The sequence below is a fragment of the Kitasatospora sp. NPDC006697 genome (assembly GCF_042869935.1).
Taxonomy (GTDB): Bacteria; Actinomycetota; Actinomycetes; order Streptomycetales; family Streptomycetaceae; genus Kitasatospora.
In genome coordinates this window covers 18,092-33,968 of sequence record NZ_JBIAGU010000052.1, presented here as the reverse complement: position 1 = coordinate 33,968, position 15,877 = coordinate 18,092, and the positions used below count along the sequence as shown (strand labels likewise).

Annotated in this window: 10 protein-coding genes and 1 pseudogene; 6 read left to right on the top strand and 5 right to left on the bottom strand. The window is 71.4% G+C overall.

Annotated features, from left to right (window positions below; genetic code table 11):
* Positions 1-143: 143 nt before the first annotated feature.
* From ACFYNO_RS40005 to ACFYNO_RS39990, 4 genes are all read right to left on the bottom strand, one after another.
* Entirely contained in the window at positions 144-2,135 is a 1,992-nt protein-coding gene (locus tag ACFYNO_RS40005; RefSeq protein ID WP_388023384.1) for a carbohydrate binding domain-containing protein, read from the bottom strand.
* Positions 2,136-2,203: 68 nt separating this feature from the next.
* Entirely contained in the window at positions 2,204-2,536 is a 333-nt protein-coding gene (locus tag ACFYNO_RS40000; RefSeq protein ID WP_388023382.1) for a DNRLRE domain-containing protein, read from the bottom strand.
* Between the two features lie 187 nt (positions 2,537-2,723).
* Complete coding sequence (locus tag ACFYNO_RS39995; protein ID WP_388023380.1) at positions 2,724-3,593, bottom strand: hypothetical protein; 870 nt, start codon at positions 3,591-3,593, stop codon at positions 2,724-2,726.
* Positions 3,594-4,736: 1,143 nt separating this feature from the next.
* A complete protein-coding gene (locus tag ACFYNO_RS39990; RefSeq protein ID WP_388023378.1) occupies positions 4,737-6,374 on the bottom strand; it encodes an FAD-dependent monooxygenase in 1,638 nt (545 codons plus the stop codon).
* A 334-nt stretch (positions 6,375-6,708) separates the two neighbouring features.
* Here ACFYNO_RS39990 and ACFYNO_RS39985 point away from each other — a divergent pair, with 334 nt between their 5' ends.
* The gene (locus ACFYNO_RS39985) at positions 6,709-6,825 is read left to right on the top strand and encodes a hypothetical protein (protein WP_388023375.1); all 117 of its coding nucleotides are present in this window, start codon (positions 6,709-6,711) and stop codon (positions 6,823-6,825) included.
* On the opposite strand, the pseudogene ACFYNO_RS39980 reads toward ACFYNO_RS39985, so the two are convergent.
* Positions 6,805-7,149: pseudogene (locus ACFYNO_RS39980) on the bottom strand (PIN domain-containing protein); the annotation flags it as partial. The gene ACFYNO_RS39985 and the pseudogene ACFYNO_RS39980 sit on opposite strands and share 21 nt — an antisense overlap.
* A 237-nt stretch (positions 7,150-7,386) precedes the next feature.
* Between ACFYNO_RS39980 and ACFYNO_RS39975 the strand changes: the two are divergent.
* The 5 genes from ACFYNO_RS39975 to ACFYNO_RS39955 all read left to right on the top strand — a co-directional run bounded on the left by ACFYNO_RS39975 (position 7,387) and on the right by ACFYNO_RS39955 (position 15,760).
* Positions 7,387-8,193 (top strand): hypothetical protein, encoded by an 807-nt coding sequence (locus ACFYNO_RS39975; RefSeq protein WP_388023373.1) that lies wholly within the window; start codon positions 7,387-7,389, stop codon positions 8,191-8,193.
* Between the two features lie 418 nt (positions 8,194-8,611).
* Complete coding sequence (locus ACFYNO_RS39970; RefSeq protein ID WP_388023370.1) at positions 8,612-10,873, top strand: M4 family metallopeptidase; 2,262 nt, start codon at positions 8,612-8,614, stop codon at positions 10,871-10,873.
* Positions 10,874-10,997: 124 nt separating this feature from the next.
* The gene (locus ACFYNO_RS39965) at positions 10,998-11,177 is read left to right on the top strand and encodes a hypothetical protein (RefSeq protein ID WP_388023367.1); all 180 of its coding nucleotides are present in this window, start codon (positions 10,998-11,000) and stop codon (positions 11,175-11,177) included.
* A gap of 938 nt (positions 11,178-12,115) precedes the next feature.
* Positions 12,116-14,950, top strand: coding sequence for a BTAD domain-containing putative transcriptional regulator (locus ACFYNO_RS39960; protein ID WP_388023365.1), 2,835 nt, complete (start codon positions 12,116-12,118; stop codon positions 14,948-14,950).
* A gap of 300 nt (positions 14,951-15,250) precedes the next feature.
* Entirely contained in the window at positions 15,251-15,760 is a 510-nt protein-coding gene (locus tag ACFYNO_RS39955) for a hypothetical protein (RefSeq protein WP_388023362.1), read from the top strand.
* The last annotated feature ends 117 nt before the right edge of the window (positions 15,761-15,877 follow it).

Below are 15,877 nucleotides of genomic sequence, written 5' to 3'. Positions count from 1 at the left end.
CCCGCTCGGTGGTTATGTTTTGGGGGCGGTTTGCGGGGCTGGGGTGGCCCCCACCTTGGGGGGGGGGGGCGGGGGGTGGGGGGGGGGGGTGGGGGCGCGGGGGGGGGGGGGGGCCGGGCCCCCCCCCCCCCCGACGAGGTCGGTCAGGACTGGGTGAGGGTGATGTCGTCGCAGTAGCCGTACCCGGTGCCGCTGTGGGCGTAGCAGTAGACAGTGGCGGTGGTCGCGGTCGGGCCGGTGGTGAAGGTGGCGCTGCCGGCGGCGTAGGAGGTGGTGGTGAAGCTGGCGTGGACGCTGGAGCCGAGGCTGTCGTACAGCTTGGCACCGAGCGAGAGTTGGTTGCCGGTGGCCGATACCTTGCCCCAACCAGCCAGCGTGTACGTGGTGTTGGGTTTCACGGTGACGATCTGCTCGGCTCCGGCCGCGGACGGGCCGACCCGGACCGCGTAGTTGCCGCTGTGGGCGTTGGCGCTGTCGACCGTGACGCCGCCGTAGGAGGTCCAGGGGCTGAGCGCGCCGCTCTCGAACCCGGCGTTGCGAACCGGGTTGGTCGGGGAGCAGCTTCCGTCGGCGAAGGAACTCGCCTGCTGGAAGCCGATGTCGGGGCGGCAGACCTGCGGGACGGCGGTGCCGAAGTAGTCCTGGCCACCGTTGTCGCCGACCACCGCGCCGTTGCCGCGGGCCGGCGAGCCGGTGCCCAGTGTGTAGCCGGACGCAGTGGTGGCGCCGGGGCTGCTGAGCTCGGGGTCGGCGGTGACCTTCTCCGGGTCGGTGGGCTCGTTGGCCGGGTGGTGGCCGTAGAAGGCGTTGGCGTCCCAGCTGAACTCGGCCGGCTGGTAGGTGCTGCTGCCGAAGCCGGTGTAGCCGCCGCTGCCGAGGTTGTAGAAGAGGTTGCCGGTCAGCGCCGTGATCGAGGTCCCGGTGCCCTGCTGGATGATCGCGGTGGTCGAACCCGCGGGCAGGTAGGCGGTGTTGTTGTACATGTGGGCGTTCTCCTCGCCCACGGCGAAGAGCCACCGACTGCCGTCGTCGACGCTCAGGTTGTAGCGGACCACCGTGCCGGTGGTGCTGGAGCCGGCGCCGCAGGCACCGCAGAACAGCATGAAGCCGCCCTGGTTGTCGTGGCTGTAGTTGTACTGGAAGAGCGCGTTGGTGTTGGAGTAGTCGGAGTCGAAAGCCATGCCGTCGTTGCTGTCGGAGAGCCGGTTGACGTGGTGGACCTCGTTGTACTGGATCGTGGTGGAGTCCGAGTTGATGGTCCATAGGCCGGCGTTAGAGCCCATCGGGTGCACCGCCACGTCGTGGACGGTGTTGTGCTCGACCAGCGCGTGGTCGGCCACCCGGATCACGATGCCGTCGCCGCCGGTGCCGCTGACCGTGTTGCCACGGAAGACCACCCGGGTGTTGGCCCGCCAGTTGACGGTGGTGCCGCAACCGTCGCCGGTGCCGTAGGCGGGGCGGCACATCCAGGTCGAGCGGGTGGTCAGGCCCTCGCGGTCGACGTTGGCGATCTGCGAGTTCTGCACCACCACGTCGTCGAAGTTGGTCGGGGTGGTGGTGCCGCTGACCCGGAACTGGATGCCGTTGCTGTACTTGGTGGCGTCGCCGTTCACGTCGTGCACGTAGACGTCGTCGACGAGGTAGTGACTGCCGACACCGCCGGGCAGGTCGGCCAACTCGACGAGCAGGCCATTGCGTTCGCGCTTGGCTGCGGAGCTGTCAGGGAATGTGATCTCCAGCTCGTGGATCTCCCACTGCTGGACGTTGTAGAGGTGCACGGCCGCGTTGCTGGTGCCGGTCGGGTCGCCGATGACGACCGGACGGGCGGTGCCGGTGCCGTAGCCGGCCAGCGTGATCGGCGAGCCGGGGGTGCCGGAGCCCTGCGGCTGGAGCGTGCCGTGGCAGGTGGCGCCACGCTTGAGCAGTAGCTGGTCGCCGGGCTGGAAGAGGCGGGAGTTGGCGTCCGCCAGGCTGTTCCACGGGGCGGCGGCGGTGCCGTTGCCGTCGGTGCCGGCGGAACAGTCCAAGTAGTAGGCGGTGGGGGTGGCGGCCGTGGCGTGCACGGCCGGGAGGACGAGTCCCGCGGCGGCGAGCAGCGCGAGGACGCCCCGGCGCAGACCGGAGGAGGGGCGCATGGGTTCCCCAAAGGGACGGAGGGGTTGAGGTGGGGGGTGAATCTGGGCGAGAATCTAGGTCGATCGCTCTAACTGGTCAACGATCTGGCGAAAATCGATCGGATGTCGAGCAGATGATCGAATATGATCAGCCTGATCGACCGGGAAGGGCGGGTGCCTGGGGCGGCGGCGACCGCGCCGGTGACGTCCAGGCCGATCCGGTCGGGGCTGCTGGTGACCGTGCCGGTCCCGAGCGCCGTGGTGCGGGCGGGGGCGGTGTTCCAGGTGACGCCGCTCTCGGTCCAGGTGTCGGAGGTGGTGGCCAAGGCCTGCAGCGTGGTCTGGCTGCCGCCGAAGTCCTGCACGTTGCCGTACAGCGACTCACGGTTGTAGCCGCTGCCGGTGTTGCTGGCGTTCTTCACCACCATGGTGATGGTGCGGGCGTAGGATTCGTCGCGGGCGTAACTGCTGGCGGTGGCGGGGAGTTGGATGCCGGCACTGGTGGCGGGGTGGTGCCGGTGGTGCTGAAGGTGGCGGTCAGGCTCGCGCCGCGGGTGTCGCCGGTGTCGGCGAGCAGGACCACCTGGCCGGTGGTGCTGAGCAGCTGGTCTACTCAGCTTCTTCTGCTTCTGAGGGAATGGTCCAACGCAGCAGGGTGGTGGTGCCACGCTGTTCCAGAGTGACCGCGTAGACCTGACCCCGGGCTCGCTCGCCGTGGTGGCGCATGGAGTGGTCGCCCGGATCCCAGCCCAGCCCGAGGACCTGGCATCCATCGATCTCGATCTGACCGGCGAGCAGAGGGTGGGTCAGGCCGGCCCGCTCCAGCAGGTGGAAGTGGGTGTGTGCATCCACGGAGACCACCAATCCACTGCGGGGCCCTCCCGTAAGCCAACTCTGAAGCCGGCCGGCGAGCTCGTCAGCTTCGGCCAGTGGAAGGTCGAGCCGCCCGTAAGGGCCCTGCCCGCCGTACTGGCGTGTCCGTTCGCCGCCGAAGTGGGCGTGGGCGTCCTCCTCGTACTTCCCCCAGTACCTGACGTCGGCGAGTCCGTCGATCGACCGGCCCGACAGCCCGACGAACGAGTCGAGGGCGCGGGCGTCCCCGAGGACCATGCCGCACCGGTCGACCGGCAGGTCGCCGAGCCGGATCGGACCTCCGTCGGGGGCGCCCGGCCAAGACAGGCCGAGGTCGACTTCCAGGACCGTCACCACCGGTCCGTCGTACGACTCTCCGGTTTCGGCGCGCACCTCCAGCGGCCGGTCGGCAGCAACCGGAACCGCGACCGCCTCGCACGACCAGTCTCGGCTCGGACCGTCCACAGGTTCGTGCAGATGGCCACCACCGTGCCTCGCTGCGGCCATCGCCCGTACTGACAGCGGGTCGCCGAGTTCGGACCACTGATCGATCCAGCCGGCCATGCCCAGCACCAGCACACCGGACGGCGCGGTGACGACTCCCAGGTCGACAAAGGTCTCACTCATCCGCCGATTCAATCAGAGTGGACTGTCACTGACAGCGACGGGCATCGCGACAGCCGACTGTCGGCCTGGGCCGCTGCGCCGGGACTCCCCCGGCGCAGCGGGGCGAAGATGAGCTGTCACGAACACCGCCCTCCAGGGGACGGCGCAGCCGGTGCGGTGCCGGGGCGCTCCAGGGGTCTGGCCTGGGCGGGCGAGGTGGGGCGGCGGGTCGGCAGGCGCCGACAACTTCCCTGTGTCACCCCTGTTGGCGCGGAGGCGGGTTGCCGGGCAGTTCCGGCGAGCCGGCCGGGGCCCGGGCGGCGCAGCGCAGTGCCGCCCGGGTCCGCGCCTACCGTGGCGGGCCCAGCGCCGGCCGCCCGCCGCGCCAGCAGCCCGCGCTGCCGACGGACCCGCCGACGAGAACCGGCGCCCCCTCCGCGGCGGCCCCGCCCCGTCTCTCGCCCGCCGAGCCGAGCGGCGAGGAGCCGCTGTGCGGGGCTCTGACGGGCTGTCAGACGCCCTCCGGGCGGACCGCCGTCTGCGGGAGCGGCAACGGGCCTGGGCCGTGCGGACCGGGCAGCACCCGCTCCCGTGCCTTCTTCCTGGCCGGCCGGGGCCTGGTAGGGCCCGGCGCGGCGGGGGCAAGCTCACCCCGGAGCAGCGCGGCCGGCTGACCGCGCTCGGGGTGGCGCTGTAGAAGCGCCTGACGGCTACCGGACGGCTCGCTCCGCTCGCCCCACTCGGACCCCGGGAGGGGCGGGATTCGCGAGGTCCGTGTGATGGGAGGTCGGGCCGGGGTCAGTCGGCGGCCCTGGCAAGGTTCTCGGCGTGGCGGCGGCGACTGGCCGCGGTGACGGGGGCGCGTTCCAGGGCCGTCGTGCAGTCCGGGATGGCGGGATGAGCTTGGCGAACAACTCCGCCGCCAGAGAGTGCTGGCCCCTCATGCTGACGTTGTAGGCGTGGGGAAAGCGGGCGGTCAACGTGGTGGGGTTGTCGGGTCCCAGCCCCTTCGTACAGTCCGCGACGACGTCGGCAAGCAATTCTGCCGCCCGGCGCGCCGACCGAGGCTGTAGGCGTGGGAAGGGTGGTCCCCGGGTGTGGCGGGGGCCGCAAGGTTGCGCAGTGCGTCGCCGCGGCTGATGGGTGGGGAAGCGGCGCGCGGGCTCAGCTGCCGAAGACCTGGGTGAGGTGGGCCGCCAGTTCCCGGGCGGTCGGCGGGTGGATGCGGGCACCCAGGTAGCCGTCCGGGCGAACCACGAACGCCGTGCGGGCGTGCACTGCGTAGATCCGGGCGAAGTCGCCTGCGGCGTCGCGGTACGCAGGTGGTGGCGGTGCGTCGGATCGGGCATCGGCGGCGAGGATCACGCACGCGCTCATGTGGCCGGACGCCAGTTCTTCTGCGGCAGAGAGGAATTCGGTAGCCCACTCGCCGCCGTCCGAGTACAGCAGCAGTACGTGGTCGCGGTTGCGCAGCAGGTCGTACAGGCGTTGCGGGCGGCTCGCGATGGGGTGGGTGAGGCCGCCGCAGTCCGGGGCGCGCTCGCCGGGCTGCGGGCCCTGGGCGGCGGCGTCCGGGCGGGCGACGATGGGGCTGCCGGGGTAGGCGATGAGCAGTTGGGCCTCGCGCAGCAGCAGGGTCGCTGGGTCCTCGGGGTCGGCCTGGACTCCGTGGGCGGCGTGCCGCACGGTGCGGCCGACGACTTCCGCGGCGACCAGTCGGCGTTCGGCGTCGTAGCTGGCGAGCAGGTGCGGGTGGGCGGTGCCCCGGACGGCGAGGGACAGTTTCCAAGCCAGGTTGTAGGCGTCCTGGATGCCGGTGTTCATGCCCTGGGCACCGGTGGGCGGGTGGATGTGCGCGGCATCCCCGGCGATGAGGACCCGGCCCTCGCCGTACCGGTCCACCAGCCGGTGGCTGATCCGGAACACCGAGGACCAGCGCAGGGCCGACGCGGTGGTCGGCTGCGGCGACAATCGGTCCAGGACCGCCTGGACGTCCGGCAGGGCGGGCAGCTGGCCGTCTTCCTCCAGGCCGTGCGCCACGCCTGCGGGCTGCTCGGCCCCGCGGGCCCGGGAGAGTGCGGGCGGTACCGTCATCGACATCCGGTACCGCTTGCGGCCGGGTAGCGGGATGCAGACCAGCAGGTCGTCGACCGTGCCGTCGGCGGCCTGGTGCATGGCGCGGACGCTGTAGCCGGGCGGCAGCTCCCAGTCGACCTCGACGTCGGCCAGCATGTACTCCTCGGGGAAGGCGCCGCCCTCGAAGGCGAGTCCGAGCTGCTTGCGGACCAGGCTGTGTGCGCCGTCGCAGCCCACCAGGAACCGTGAACGCACCTCCTCCTGTCCCGCCCCGGCGCCTCCGGCGGAGGAGACCAGCCGGCTGGTGACCCCACCGGCGTCCTGGCTGAACGACACCAGCTCCACGCCGCGCTCGACGGCGGTTCCGAAGCGGCCCAGGAACTCGTCGAGGATGCGCTCGGTCTCGTACTGCGGCAGCGCGGCGAAGCCGTACGGCACCTCGGGCGGCAAGGCGAGGTCGATCCGGGCCTGCTCCGCGCCGTCGACGTAGGTCAGCTGCCCGCGCATCGGGACGGCTGCCTCCAGCGCCTCCCGCACCAGCCCCATCCGGTCCCAGATCTCCAGGGTGCGCGGCTGGACGCCCACGGCCTTCGCGAACGGTGCCCTGACCGGCAGCCGGTCGACGATGCGGCAGGCGACCCCGCGCCGCCTCAGCTCCACGGCGGCGGTCAGCCCCACCGGGCCCGCGCCCACGACGAGTACGTCCACTGTGGCGGTGCGTGTCACTGATGGCTCCCTGAGACGGCCCCGCTTCCAGCGTCACCCCGCCGCGCCCCGCCCCGCCACCGCGCGGGACGGCCTTCAGAACGGGAACCGGACCAGTTTCATGGCCATCTCCATAGCCGGTACGGACGGACGATCGAGCGGGGAACGGCCGCGGTGGGGGTGGCGGACGCGGTGTCGGTTTGCTGGCGGCAGGTCAGCTCAGAATGCCCGGGGAGAACAGAACGCACCCGAACAGGTTGCAAGTCGTATTCGTGGGCTGTGCGGGTGATGGGATGTGGGTAGGAGCACGGCTGCGGATCGAGCGGGTCGCCTGCTGGGGGGCCGGCGCAAGTCGATGCAGCCCATGGCCGAGCGGCTGGGCGTCGACCATCAGCGGTTGCAGCAGTTCATGACGTCCTCGGCCTGGCCGGTCGAGGACGACTTCGAGGCCGGCCATGCGAGCCCGCGTTGACTGACCGGTGGCATAGGTCACCAGCGTGACGTCCCGGGCCGCCAGCGGCTGGATCGCGAGCGCCCGGTCGATGATCTCGTCATCCACCTCCGGCAGGGGAACGTGACCGCGCCGGTTGAGCAGCACCTCGATGTCGATCTCTGGCGTGGGAAGGCCGCCGTGGTTCAGCGGCGAGAAGTCGTCATCCCGCAGCCGACAGCGCCCGGATCCGTCGAGGATGCGGTCCAACACGGCGAGGGTGTAGCGGGCGCGCCAGCGGGCGGGCTCCTTGCCGGATTCCTTGAGACGGTCGAGCTCGTCCACCACGGCGATCGGGATGACCAGGTGCAGGCGTGGCTGTTCGCCACGCTCGATGCTCGGGGCCGCGTCCAGCTGACGATCATCGCCTTCGAGGCAGGACTGGTGCCGCGTAGACGGTAGGGCGGGAGGAGAGGAACGACGACCGAGGGTCGCGCCACCTCAAGGTGGTGGGTGGGGGTGCCGGCCCGCGCCGGATGATCGTCGACGCCGGTACGATGCGCTCGCCGCTCGTGACAGGCGGATCGAATCGGGGGGCGGACCATGAGCGTGGACGGCGGGACGGGGACCGAGGCAGCGGAGCGGCGCTCGCTGCTCGACCATGCGGCCCGGGCCGCGTCGGCGGGGCGGCAGGCCGTGGTGCGGGGCACCAGGAACGCCGCCCGGGGGGAGTGGGCGCTCACAGCGCTCACCACGGTCAAACCGCCGGCGGTTCCGGCCGCCGAGCCGTGGCGGATGTCGATCGGCGTGCTGCTCGGGCGCCACCCGAAGACGCCTGCCCTGGCGCACAAGGCGCTCGGCCTGCTGGACCGGTTCGGTGCCGTGCAGGTGGGTCCGGCGGGCGTGGGTTTCGACGGGGAGGAGATCCCCTGGGAGAAGGTCGTCGAGATCCGCACCCGCAACGCCTTCGAGGTGCTGACCATCCAGGCGCTGGAGCAGGAGGTCGACCGGCTGCGGCAGCTGTTTCCCCCGGTTCCGGGCCGCAAGTGGGTGGTCACCAAGGCTGCCGAGGCGATCGCCACCCTCGTGCTGGCCGCGCTGGAACGCGGTTCGGTCGACCAGCGGCTCGACGAACTCGTCGTACCGGTCGAGGTCGTCCACAAGGGCCTGCTCGGCCGGCAGCGCGTGCAGCTGGGCGGTCTGTTCGCCGCCGCGACGCTGGCCGTGGTCGACCCGGCGGCGAGGAGCATCGTCGAGAGCGCCCGGCAGCGCGGCGTCCCCGTCACGGCGGCGAAGCCGCTGGCGGTCACCACCCCGGATCACGCCCTACGGGTGGAGATCCTGCGGGAGCGCACCGACGCGATGGCCGCGCGCCTCGCCCGACTGCAGAGCGACTCCGAGGCCGACTGACGCCCCGTAGGAACCGGGCGGGACCGCGGCCCGCACGGTGTGCCCGGGGGCTTGACCAGAACGCGCCATTGGCATGTACTCGCCAATGAGAAGTCTGTCGGCTCCCCTTCCCTCTTCGGTACCGTTCTGCCTCCGGGCGACCCCCGACCGCCCCCTGATTCACGACCGTGGCAACAGTCCGTCGGACCACGACCCCAGCGGCACCCAGGACCCGGGCCGCCGCCTGCCACGGTCCACTCTGCACCTGCGCGAGAACCCGATCCCGGGCCGGCACGGATCTTCAGGACGACCCATCAGGCCGTTCTGCGTGCCGTCCCCAACCCCCCAGGGAGGGCCGCAAGTTGCACACCCATGCCAAAAACGCCTTGCGCCGCCGGATGAGCCGGTCCGGACGGCGGTGCTCGCCGCCGCCGCACTCGTGGTCACTGCACTGACCACCGCCGGGGCGTCGACCGCCGCGACGCCGCCAGCCGCGCCGGAGGCCGCGCAGGCGCTGGCCGCGCGGAGCGCCGACGCGCTGGTCGCCAGCCGTCCGGCGTTCCTGCACGCCGGTACGAACGAGCAGTTCACCCGGCATCAGGTCGCGTCCTCGGGCTCCACCGAGTACGTGCCCTACGACCGCACCTACTCGGGCATTCCGGTGGTCGGCGGCGACTTCGTGATCGTCACCAACGCGGCCGGCCAGGTCGTGTACGACTCCGTTGCGCAGCAGCACCCGATCGGCTCCCTGTCGGTCGCCCCCACCCTCTCCAGCGCCCAGGCCGAGGCGGTGGCCTCGGCGCAGCTGAAGTCGGTGTCCAAGGTCGAGGGCACCCGGCTGGTGGTCTACGCGCTGGGCTCCGGACCGGCCGCGCTGGCCTGGGAGTCCACGGTGGACGGCACCGGCGACGACGGCTACAGCCGGCTGAGCGTGGACGTCGACGCGCGCACCGGCGCCGTGCTGCACACTCAGGAGCACGTGGAGCACGGCAGCGGCACCGGCGCCTGGAACGGCCCCGCGCCGCTCACCCTCAGCACCACCAACTCCGGCGGCACGTACTCGCTGAGCCCGACCAACATCGCCAACATGCCGTGCCAGGACGCCGACACCAACACCACGTTCACCAAGTCCACCGACACCTGGGGCAACGGCGACGCCACCGACAAGGAGACCGGCTGCGTCGACGCGGAGTACGTGGCGCAGGGCGAGTTCCGGATGCTCTCGCAGTGGCTGGGCCGCAACGGCATGGACGGCAACGGCGGCGCCTGGCCCATCCGGGTCGGCCTGGCCGACGTGAACGCCTACTACGACGGCTCCCAGGTCCAGGTCGGCCACAACAACGCCAACCAGTGGATCAGCGCCGCCGACGTGGTCGCCCACGAGATGGGCCACGGCATCGACGACCACACCCCCGGCGGCATCTCGGGCAACGGCACCCAGGAGTTCATCGCCGACGTCTACGGCGCCTCGACCGAGTTCTTCCTCAACGAGCCGTCCCCGTACGCCGTTCCGGACTTCCTGGTCGGCGACCAGATCAACCTGGTGGGCAGCGGCCCGATCCGCAACATGTACAACCCCTCGCTGATCAACAACAACCCGAACTGCTACAGCAGCAGCATCCCGAGCGCCGAGGTGCACGCCGCGGCCGGGCCCGGGAACCACTGGTTCTACCTGCTGTCGCAGGGCTCCAACCCCGCCGGCGGCCCGACCAGCCCCACCTGCAACAACTCCACCGTCAGCGGCGTCGGAATCCAGAACGCCCTCAAGATCGTCTACAACGCCCAGCTGATGAAGACCTCCGCCAGCTCCTACCCGGCGTACCGCACGTGGACCCTGCAGGCGGCCAAGAACCTCGACCCCTCCTGCGCCGAGTTCAACACCGTCAAGGCCGCCTGGAACGCCGTCAGCGTCCCCGCCCAGTCCGGTGACCCGACCTGCACGGCCGGCACCAGCGACTTCTCCATCGCCGCGTCGCCGAACTCGGGCGCGGTCAATCCGGGCGGTTCGCTGACCTCCACGGTCTCCACCACCCTCACCAACGGCTCGGCGCAGACCGTGAAGCTGTCGGCCTCCGGGCTGCCCTCGGGCGCCACCGCGTCCTTCAGCCCGGCCTCGGTGACGGCCGGCAGCAGCTCCCAGCTGACCATCGCCACCGCCGCCTCGACCCCGGCGGGGACGTACACCGTGACCGTCACCGGCACCGGTAGCGTGACCACCCACAGCACCACGCTCACGCTGACGGTCAACGGCAGCGGCGGCGGTGGCATCACCAACGGCGGCTTCGAGAGCGGCAGCCTGACCGGCTGGACCACCTCCGGTGCCGCGGCCTCGGCCGTCAACTCCGGTGCGCACTCCGGCACCTACGCGGCACAGCTGGGCTCGACCTCGCCCACCAACGGTGACTCCAACGCCGCACAGACCTTCACCGTGCCGTCCGGCAAGGGCACCCTGTCCTTCTGGTACAACGTCACCTGCCCGGACACCGTGACCTACGACTGGGCCACCGCCACCCTGGCCGACAAGACCACCGGCACCAGCACCACGGTCCTGGCCAAGACCTGCCCGGCGTCCGCCAGTTGGAGCCAGGTGTCGAGCCCCGTCACCGCGGGCCACAGCTACACCCTGACCCTCACCTCGCACGACGACAACTACAGCGGCGACGCGACCTACACGCTGTACGACGACGTGACCCTGAGCTGACCCTGCCGGGGTAGCCCGGTGCCACGACGGGGGACGGCCGACTTCGACTCTGGTGGTTGATGGCTGAGCCCTCCGTGAGGCCCGTCGCCGTCAGGCGGCGGGCCTCAGTGCTTCGAAACGGGAGGTGCGGGTCCTCGCCGGCGAGGCGGGCGCGACCCTGGGCCAGCTCCGCGCGGGCATCGTCGCGGCCCGCTTCGGCATCCGCACCGCCCTGCTCACCGGCGGCCTGACGGCTCTCGGGGCCGCGGCCGCCCTCCCGGGGGCCCTGTGCACCGTCTGGCGCTACCGGCTGGACGGGGACTGACGAGGAGTCGGGCCGGCCGCGGACCATGGTCCACCGGACCGAAGGCCAGCAGGCCGGCACGGAAGCGGACGCGCAGTTCGGGCACGCGCAGCATGTCGACCATCAGGCCGTGGACGGCCGCGATCGGCGGGTCGTCGAAGCGGTGCAGTTTCCGTCCCAGGAAGGCCATGAGGTCGGCTTTCAACTCGCCGGTGTCGGGCGGCTCCTGGTAGTCCGGAGCGTTTCGGTCGAGTGCTGCCATGCCGCCCGCTGGACCAGAGGAAGGCCCTGGTCCCCGCGCCCGTGGTGATCGGGTCAGTTCTCTGCAGGTGGCCTGGCAGCTTCCCGCCCTACGGCAGGCTGACCCAGAGGGTGGCGGGGGCCGCGGCAGCGGAGGCCGCGCCGGCGGTCACACCGATGCAGGTGAGCGAGAGCACCGCCGCAGCGGCGAACGTGACAAGGCGACGCATGAAATCCTCTTTCAGAAGACGCGAGCTGTTTCCGCGCCCGCGGTGATCGGGTGAGTTCAGGTTCTGCAGGCGGCCTGGCAGCTTCCCGCCCTACGGCAGGCTGACCCAGAGGCTGGCGGGGGCCGCGGCAGCGGAGGCCGCGCCGGCGGTCACACCGATGCAGGTGAGCGAGAGCACCGCCGCAGCGGCGAACGTGACAAGGCGACGCATGAAATCTCCCTCTGTATTGGCACGGGCGATCCCTGTGCCCATGAGCTCAGGCTAGGAACCGCCTCCCATCTGGATCCCACATGCGACAAACATGCGGCAAACGTTCGCCGTCGACGCTGGATCATCGGCAGACTCAGGGACGTCGTGCGCGAGCAGTGATGACGTGTCGACAGGCGCAGGACCAGCGACGATATGCCCTGCCCCGGGCCCGTACCGGCATTAGGATGAGCTCCGACCACGCTGTTCGAACGGGTGAGCAGTGTGTCGGATGGGGGACCCATGCTCTTCGGCCTGCTCGGCTCGCTCGTCGTCCGCATCGGCCACGGGGAGCGGGCGGTCAACGGCCTCAAGCTGCGCACGCTGCTTGCGGTCCTGCTGCTGGAGGCCAACCAGCCGGTCTCGGTGGACCGTCTCAAGACGGCACTGTGGGGCGACCGCCCCCCGGCGGCGGCGACTCCTTCGCTCCACAACATGGTGGCCAGGCTGCGGACGCTTCTCGCCGACGAAGGCGGTGACCGGCTGCGCTCCACGCCGCTGGGTTACCTGTTGAAGGTCGCGGAGGGCGAGCTGGACACCGAGCTCTTCGATCGGAGCGTCGGCAACGCGCGGCAGGCCCTGCTGCGCGAGGACTGGAAGTCGCTCCATCAGGAGTCGGCGGCGGCTCTGGCGCTGTGGCGCGGGGTTCCGCTGGCCGAGCTGCCGGACCTGCCCCAGGCACAGGCGCCGCGTCAGCAGTGGCTGGACGCCCGGCTGCAGTTGCTGGAGTGGCGCATCGAGGCGGAACTCCGACTCGGTCACGTACCCGGCCTGGTCCCGGAACTGACCAGGCTCGTGGTCGAGCACCCGCTGCACGAGGTCTTCCATGCCCAGCTGATGCTGGCCCTCGACCGACTCGGGCAGCGCTCCGAAGCGCTGGAGACCTATCAGCGCCTTCGTCGGGCGCTGGTGGAGGAACTCGGCATCGAACCAGGCCCACGCGTCCGCGCGGCCCACGAGCGGGTCCTGGGCGGCGAAGCCGACACGCAGGAGCCGACGGCCGACACGGCCGGGCCCGGGCCCGGGCCCGGCGCCCTTGTGATCGCCCCGCCGGCTCAGCTCCCCATCGGACACTCCGATTTCACCGGTCGTCAGGCCGAGCTGCGGGCCCTGGGCGGACTGTTGAAGGCGCCTCTGGACGACGGCGCCCCACGGGTGGCGGTCGTCTCCGGCATGGGCGGCATCGGCAAGACCGCCCTGGCCGTCCACGCCGGCCACGGCATGAAGCACCTCTTCCCCGACGGGCAGCTGTACGCGGACCTGCGGGGCTTCGGCGCGGGCCCGGTGCGCGACCCGCACGACCTGCTCGCCGTCTTCCTGACGGCCCTGAGCCAGTCGGCCGGACACGAAGGCCCGGCCCAGCCGATCCCCGAACACACCGACGACCGCGCGGCACTGCTGCGCACCGTGCTGGCCGGCCGCCGGGTCCTGCTGGTGCTGGACAACGCACGCGACAGCGCCCAGGTACTGCCCCTGCTTCCGGGCAACAACCGCTGCGCGGTGATCGTCACCACCCGCAACACGCTCACCGACCTTCCCGCAGGCGTCCAGCTCTCCCTCGCCCCGCTCGACGTCGAGGAGCAGCGTGCCCTTCTCTCGAGGCTCTGCGGTTCCGACCGGGTCCGGCAGGACCCCGACGGTGAGCTCCGGCTGCTGGCCGCCTGCGCAGGCCTGCCCCTCGCACTGCGGATCGCCGGCGCCCGTCTTTCGGCGCGCCCGGCGTGGTCGCTGAGCACGCTGGCCCAGCGGCTGGACGACAGCCGTGGCCGGCTGCAGGCGCTGTCGGTAGGGCAACTGGCCGTTGACGCATCCTTCGCCACCAGCTACCTCGCGCTTCGCGACAGTGACGACGCGTTGGAGCGCGAGGCCGCGCGGGCCTTCCGCCTGCTGGGCCTGTGGTCGGGCCACGTGCTGGGCGTCGACGCCGCGGCCGCGCTGCTGGACCGCCCGCCGGGCCATACCGCCGACTTGCTTGAACTGCTGGCGGATGCCCACCTACTGCAGTCCTCCGACCGTTTGCGGTACGGCTTCCACGACCTGCTGGGCGAGTTCGCCGCCGCGCGTGCCCTGCGGGAGGAACCGCCCGGCATCCGCGAGGCGGCCTGCCTGCGGCTGGGTATCTGGTACACGGTCAGCCTGGAGACGGCCGCGGCCGTCATCGGACCGGGAAGCGGGCCGAAAATCGAGGACGCACCCGCAGCGCCGGTGCCCGTCTTCACCGACCCTCAGCACGCAGTGGAATGGTGCCGGCAGGAACTGCCCGTGATCAAGGAGGCGATCCACCGGGCCGCGGAATCGTCCCGCACCGATCTCGCCTGGCGACTGCCCGTCTGGCTCCTCGGGTACGCGCACACCTACTGGTGGACCGGCGAGTGGGCCGCCTGCCTGGCAATGGCCTTGAAAACCGCTCAGGAGAGCGACGACCGGCTCGGGCTGGCCTGGACATTGCGGCGGCTCGGCGCATGCCACGGCATGGCCTTTCGCACCGAGGAGTCGATCGAGGCGCTCGAAGCCGCGCTCGCCCTCTTCGAGGGCCTGGGCGACGACGCCGGCAAGGCAGCCCTTCTCGGGAACCTGTCCCTGGTCCACAGCCAACGCGATCAGTTCGACCTCGCCCTGGCATACGCACTGCAGGCCTGGGAGTTGCACCAGCGGACCGGAGACGACCAGAACACGGCCAGCACGCTGAGCGCCCTGGCCCAGGCATACCTGTGGACGGGTGACTTCGAAACAGCGGAGACACACTTCCGCTCGCTGCTCGCGATCTGCCGCGACCTCGGCAACCTGGCGCACGTTGCCGTCACCCTGGCCAACCTCGGGGATGCCCTGCGCGGACTCGGGCGACGCGATGAGGCGTTGGCCGCGCTCGACGAGTCCCTCTCGATCCGCCGACGCCTGGGAGACATGAGTGGCATCGCCGACGCTCTGGTCATCACCGGCCGCGTCCACACCCACTTCGGCCAGTGGTCCCAGGCACGGACCTGCTACGCGCACGCAGTCGAGATGGGCCGCGACCACAACATGCCCCACTACGTCAAGCAGGGCCGCACCGGACTCGAACAACTGAGCCGACGCTAGGACATGTCGTCAAAGTGATCTCGGATAGTGGACCATGGTGTGTCAACGCTCTCTGAAAACCGGTTCTGACTTGCGCCGAGCCGGCGCCAGGCAGTCGACCGGCACCCCGCCCGGGCCGAACGCCTGCAGCCGCCTCTCCCCCGCCGCCCGGCGAGACCGCGGCCGCCCCTCCCCCACCCGGAGCGGTGATGGCCGCCGTTGGCGGCGAGCCGCGCTCGATCCTGCTACCCCGGGGAATCGGTCCGCCGCGGCGGGTGTTCAATAGCTCCGTTATGCACGCTGAGCTGGAAGGACGTCCCCGTGGGCCGCAAGAAGCCGGGCAAGCCGCGCCGGGAGCGCACCGTCGAGTACACCCTCCAGCAGCTCCAGCCGCCCGGCTACGACCAATGGATGACCCCAGCTCCCGACCTCGACCCCGAGCGGGCCGCCACCGAACCCGGCCTCTCCCCCCAAGCGATCGGCCTGATGCGCCGACTGGTCCGGCTGCGCCCCGTCTACGGGCCGAAGATCCCGGTGCAGGCCGTGTGGCTGGACGCGGCCCTCGACGGCGGTGCCCTGCGGCTGCGCCGCCTGGACGGCAGCGTCGGCAACCTGCCCGCCGGTGAACTCGCGGCCATGCTCGGCGGCGCGACCGAGGCGGCTGCCGTGCGGGGTACGGTCCACGAGCTCCACGCCAACGGCATGCTGCTGGTCGAACCGGACGGCGAGGACGACATCGTGCTGCGCGTGGTCGTCGGCAAGCCCGCCAAGCCCGGCGACCCGTGGCTGTTCGGGGGCGACATCGCCGGCGACCTGGTGCCCAAGCCGTAGGCGATCGGCGCGGCAGCCGCGACGAGGACCGGGACGGTTGCGGTGCGCAGGTGCAGCACCTGGGCGGCCGCGAGCTCGCCGGGCGTTGAGTGGGTGCGAGAGGTGATCAGGACCGCG

What these genes read in the sequence shown, in the direction of transcription:
- ACFYNO_RS40005 (WP_388023384.1), bottom strand. Translation starts at nt 2,135, where the DNA reads ATGCGCCCCTCCTCCGGTCTGCGCCGGGGCGTCCTCGCGCTGCTCGCC.
- ACFYNO_RS39985 (WP_388023375.1), top strand. Translation starts at nt 6,709, where the DNA reads ATGCAGCCCATGGCCGAGCGGCTGGGCGTCGACCATCAGCGGTTGCAG.
- ACFYNO_RS39995 (WP_388023380.1), bottom strand. Translation starts at nt 3,593, where the DNA reads ATGAGTGAGACCTTTGTCGACCTGGGAGTCGTCACCGCGCCGTCCGGT.
- ACFYNO_RS39975 (WP_388023373.1), top strand. Translation starts at nt 7,387, where the DNA reads ATGAGCGTGGACGGCGGGACGGGGACCGAGGCAGCGGAGCGGCGCTCG.
- ACFYNO_RS39960 (WP_388023365.1), top strand. Translation starts at nt 12,116, where the DNA reads ATGCTCTTCGGCCTGCTCGGCTCGCTCGTCGTCCGCATCGGCCACGGG.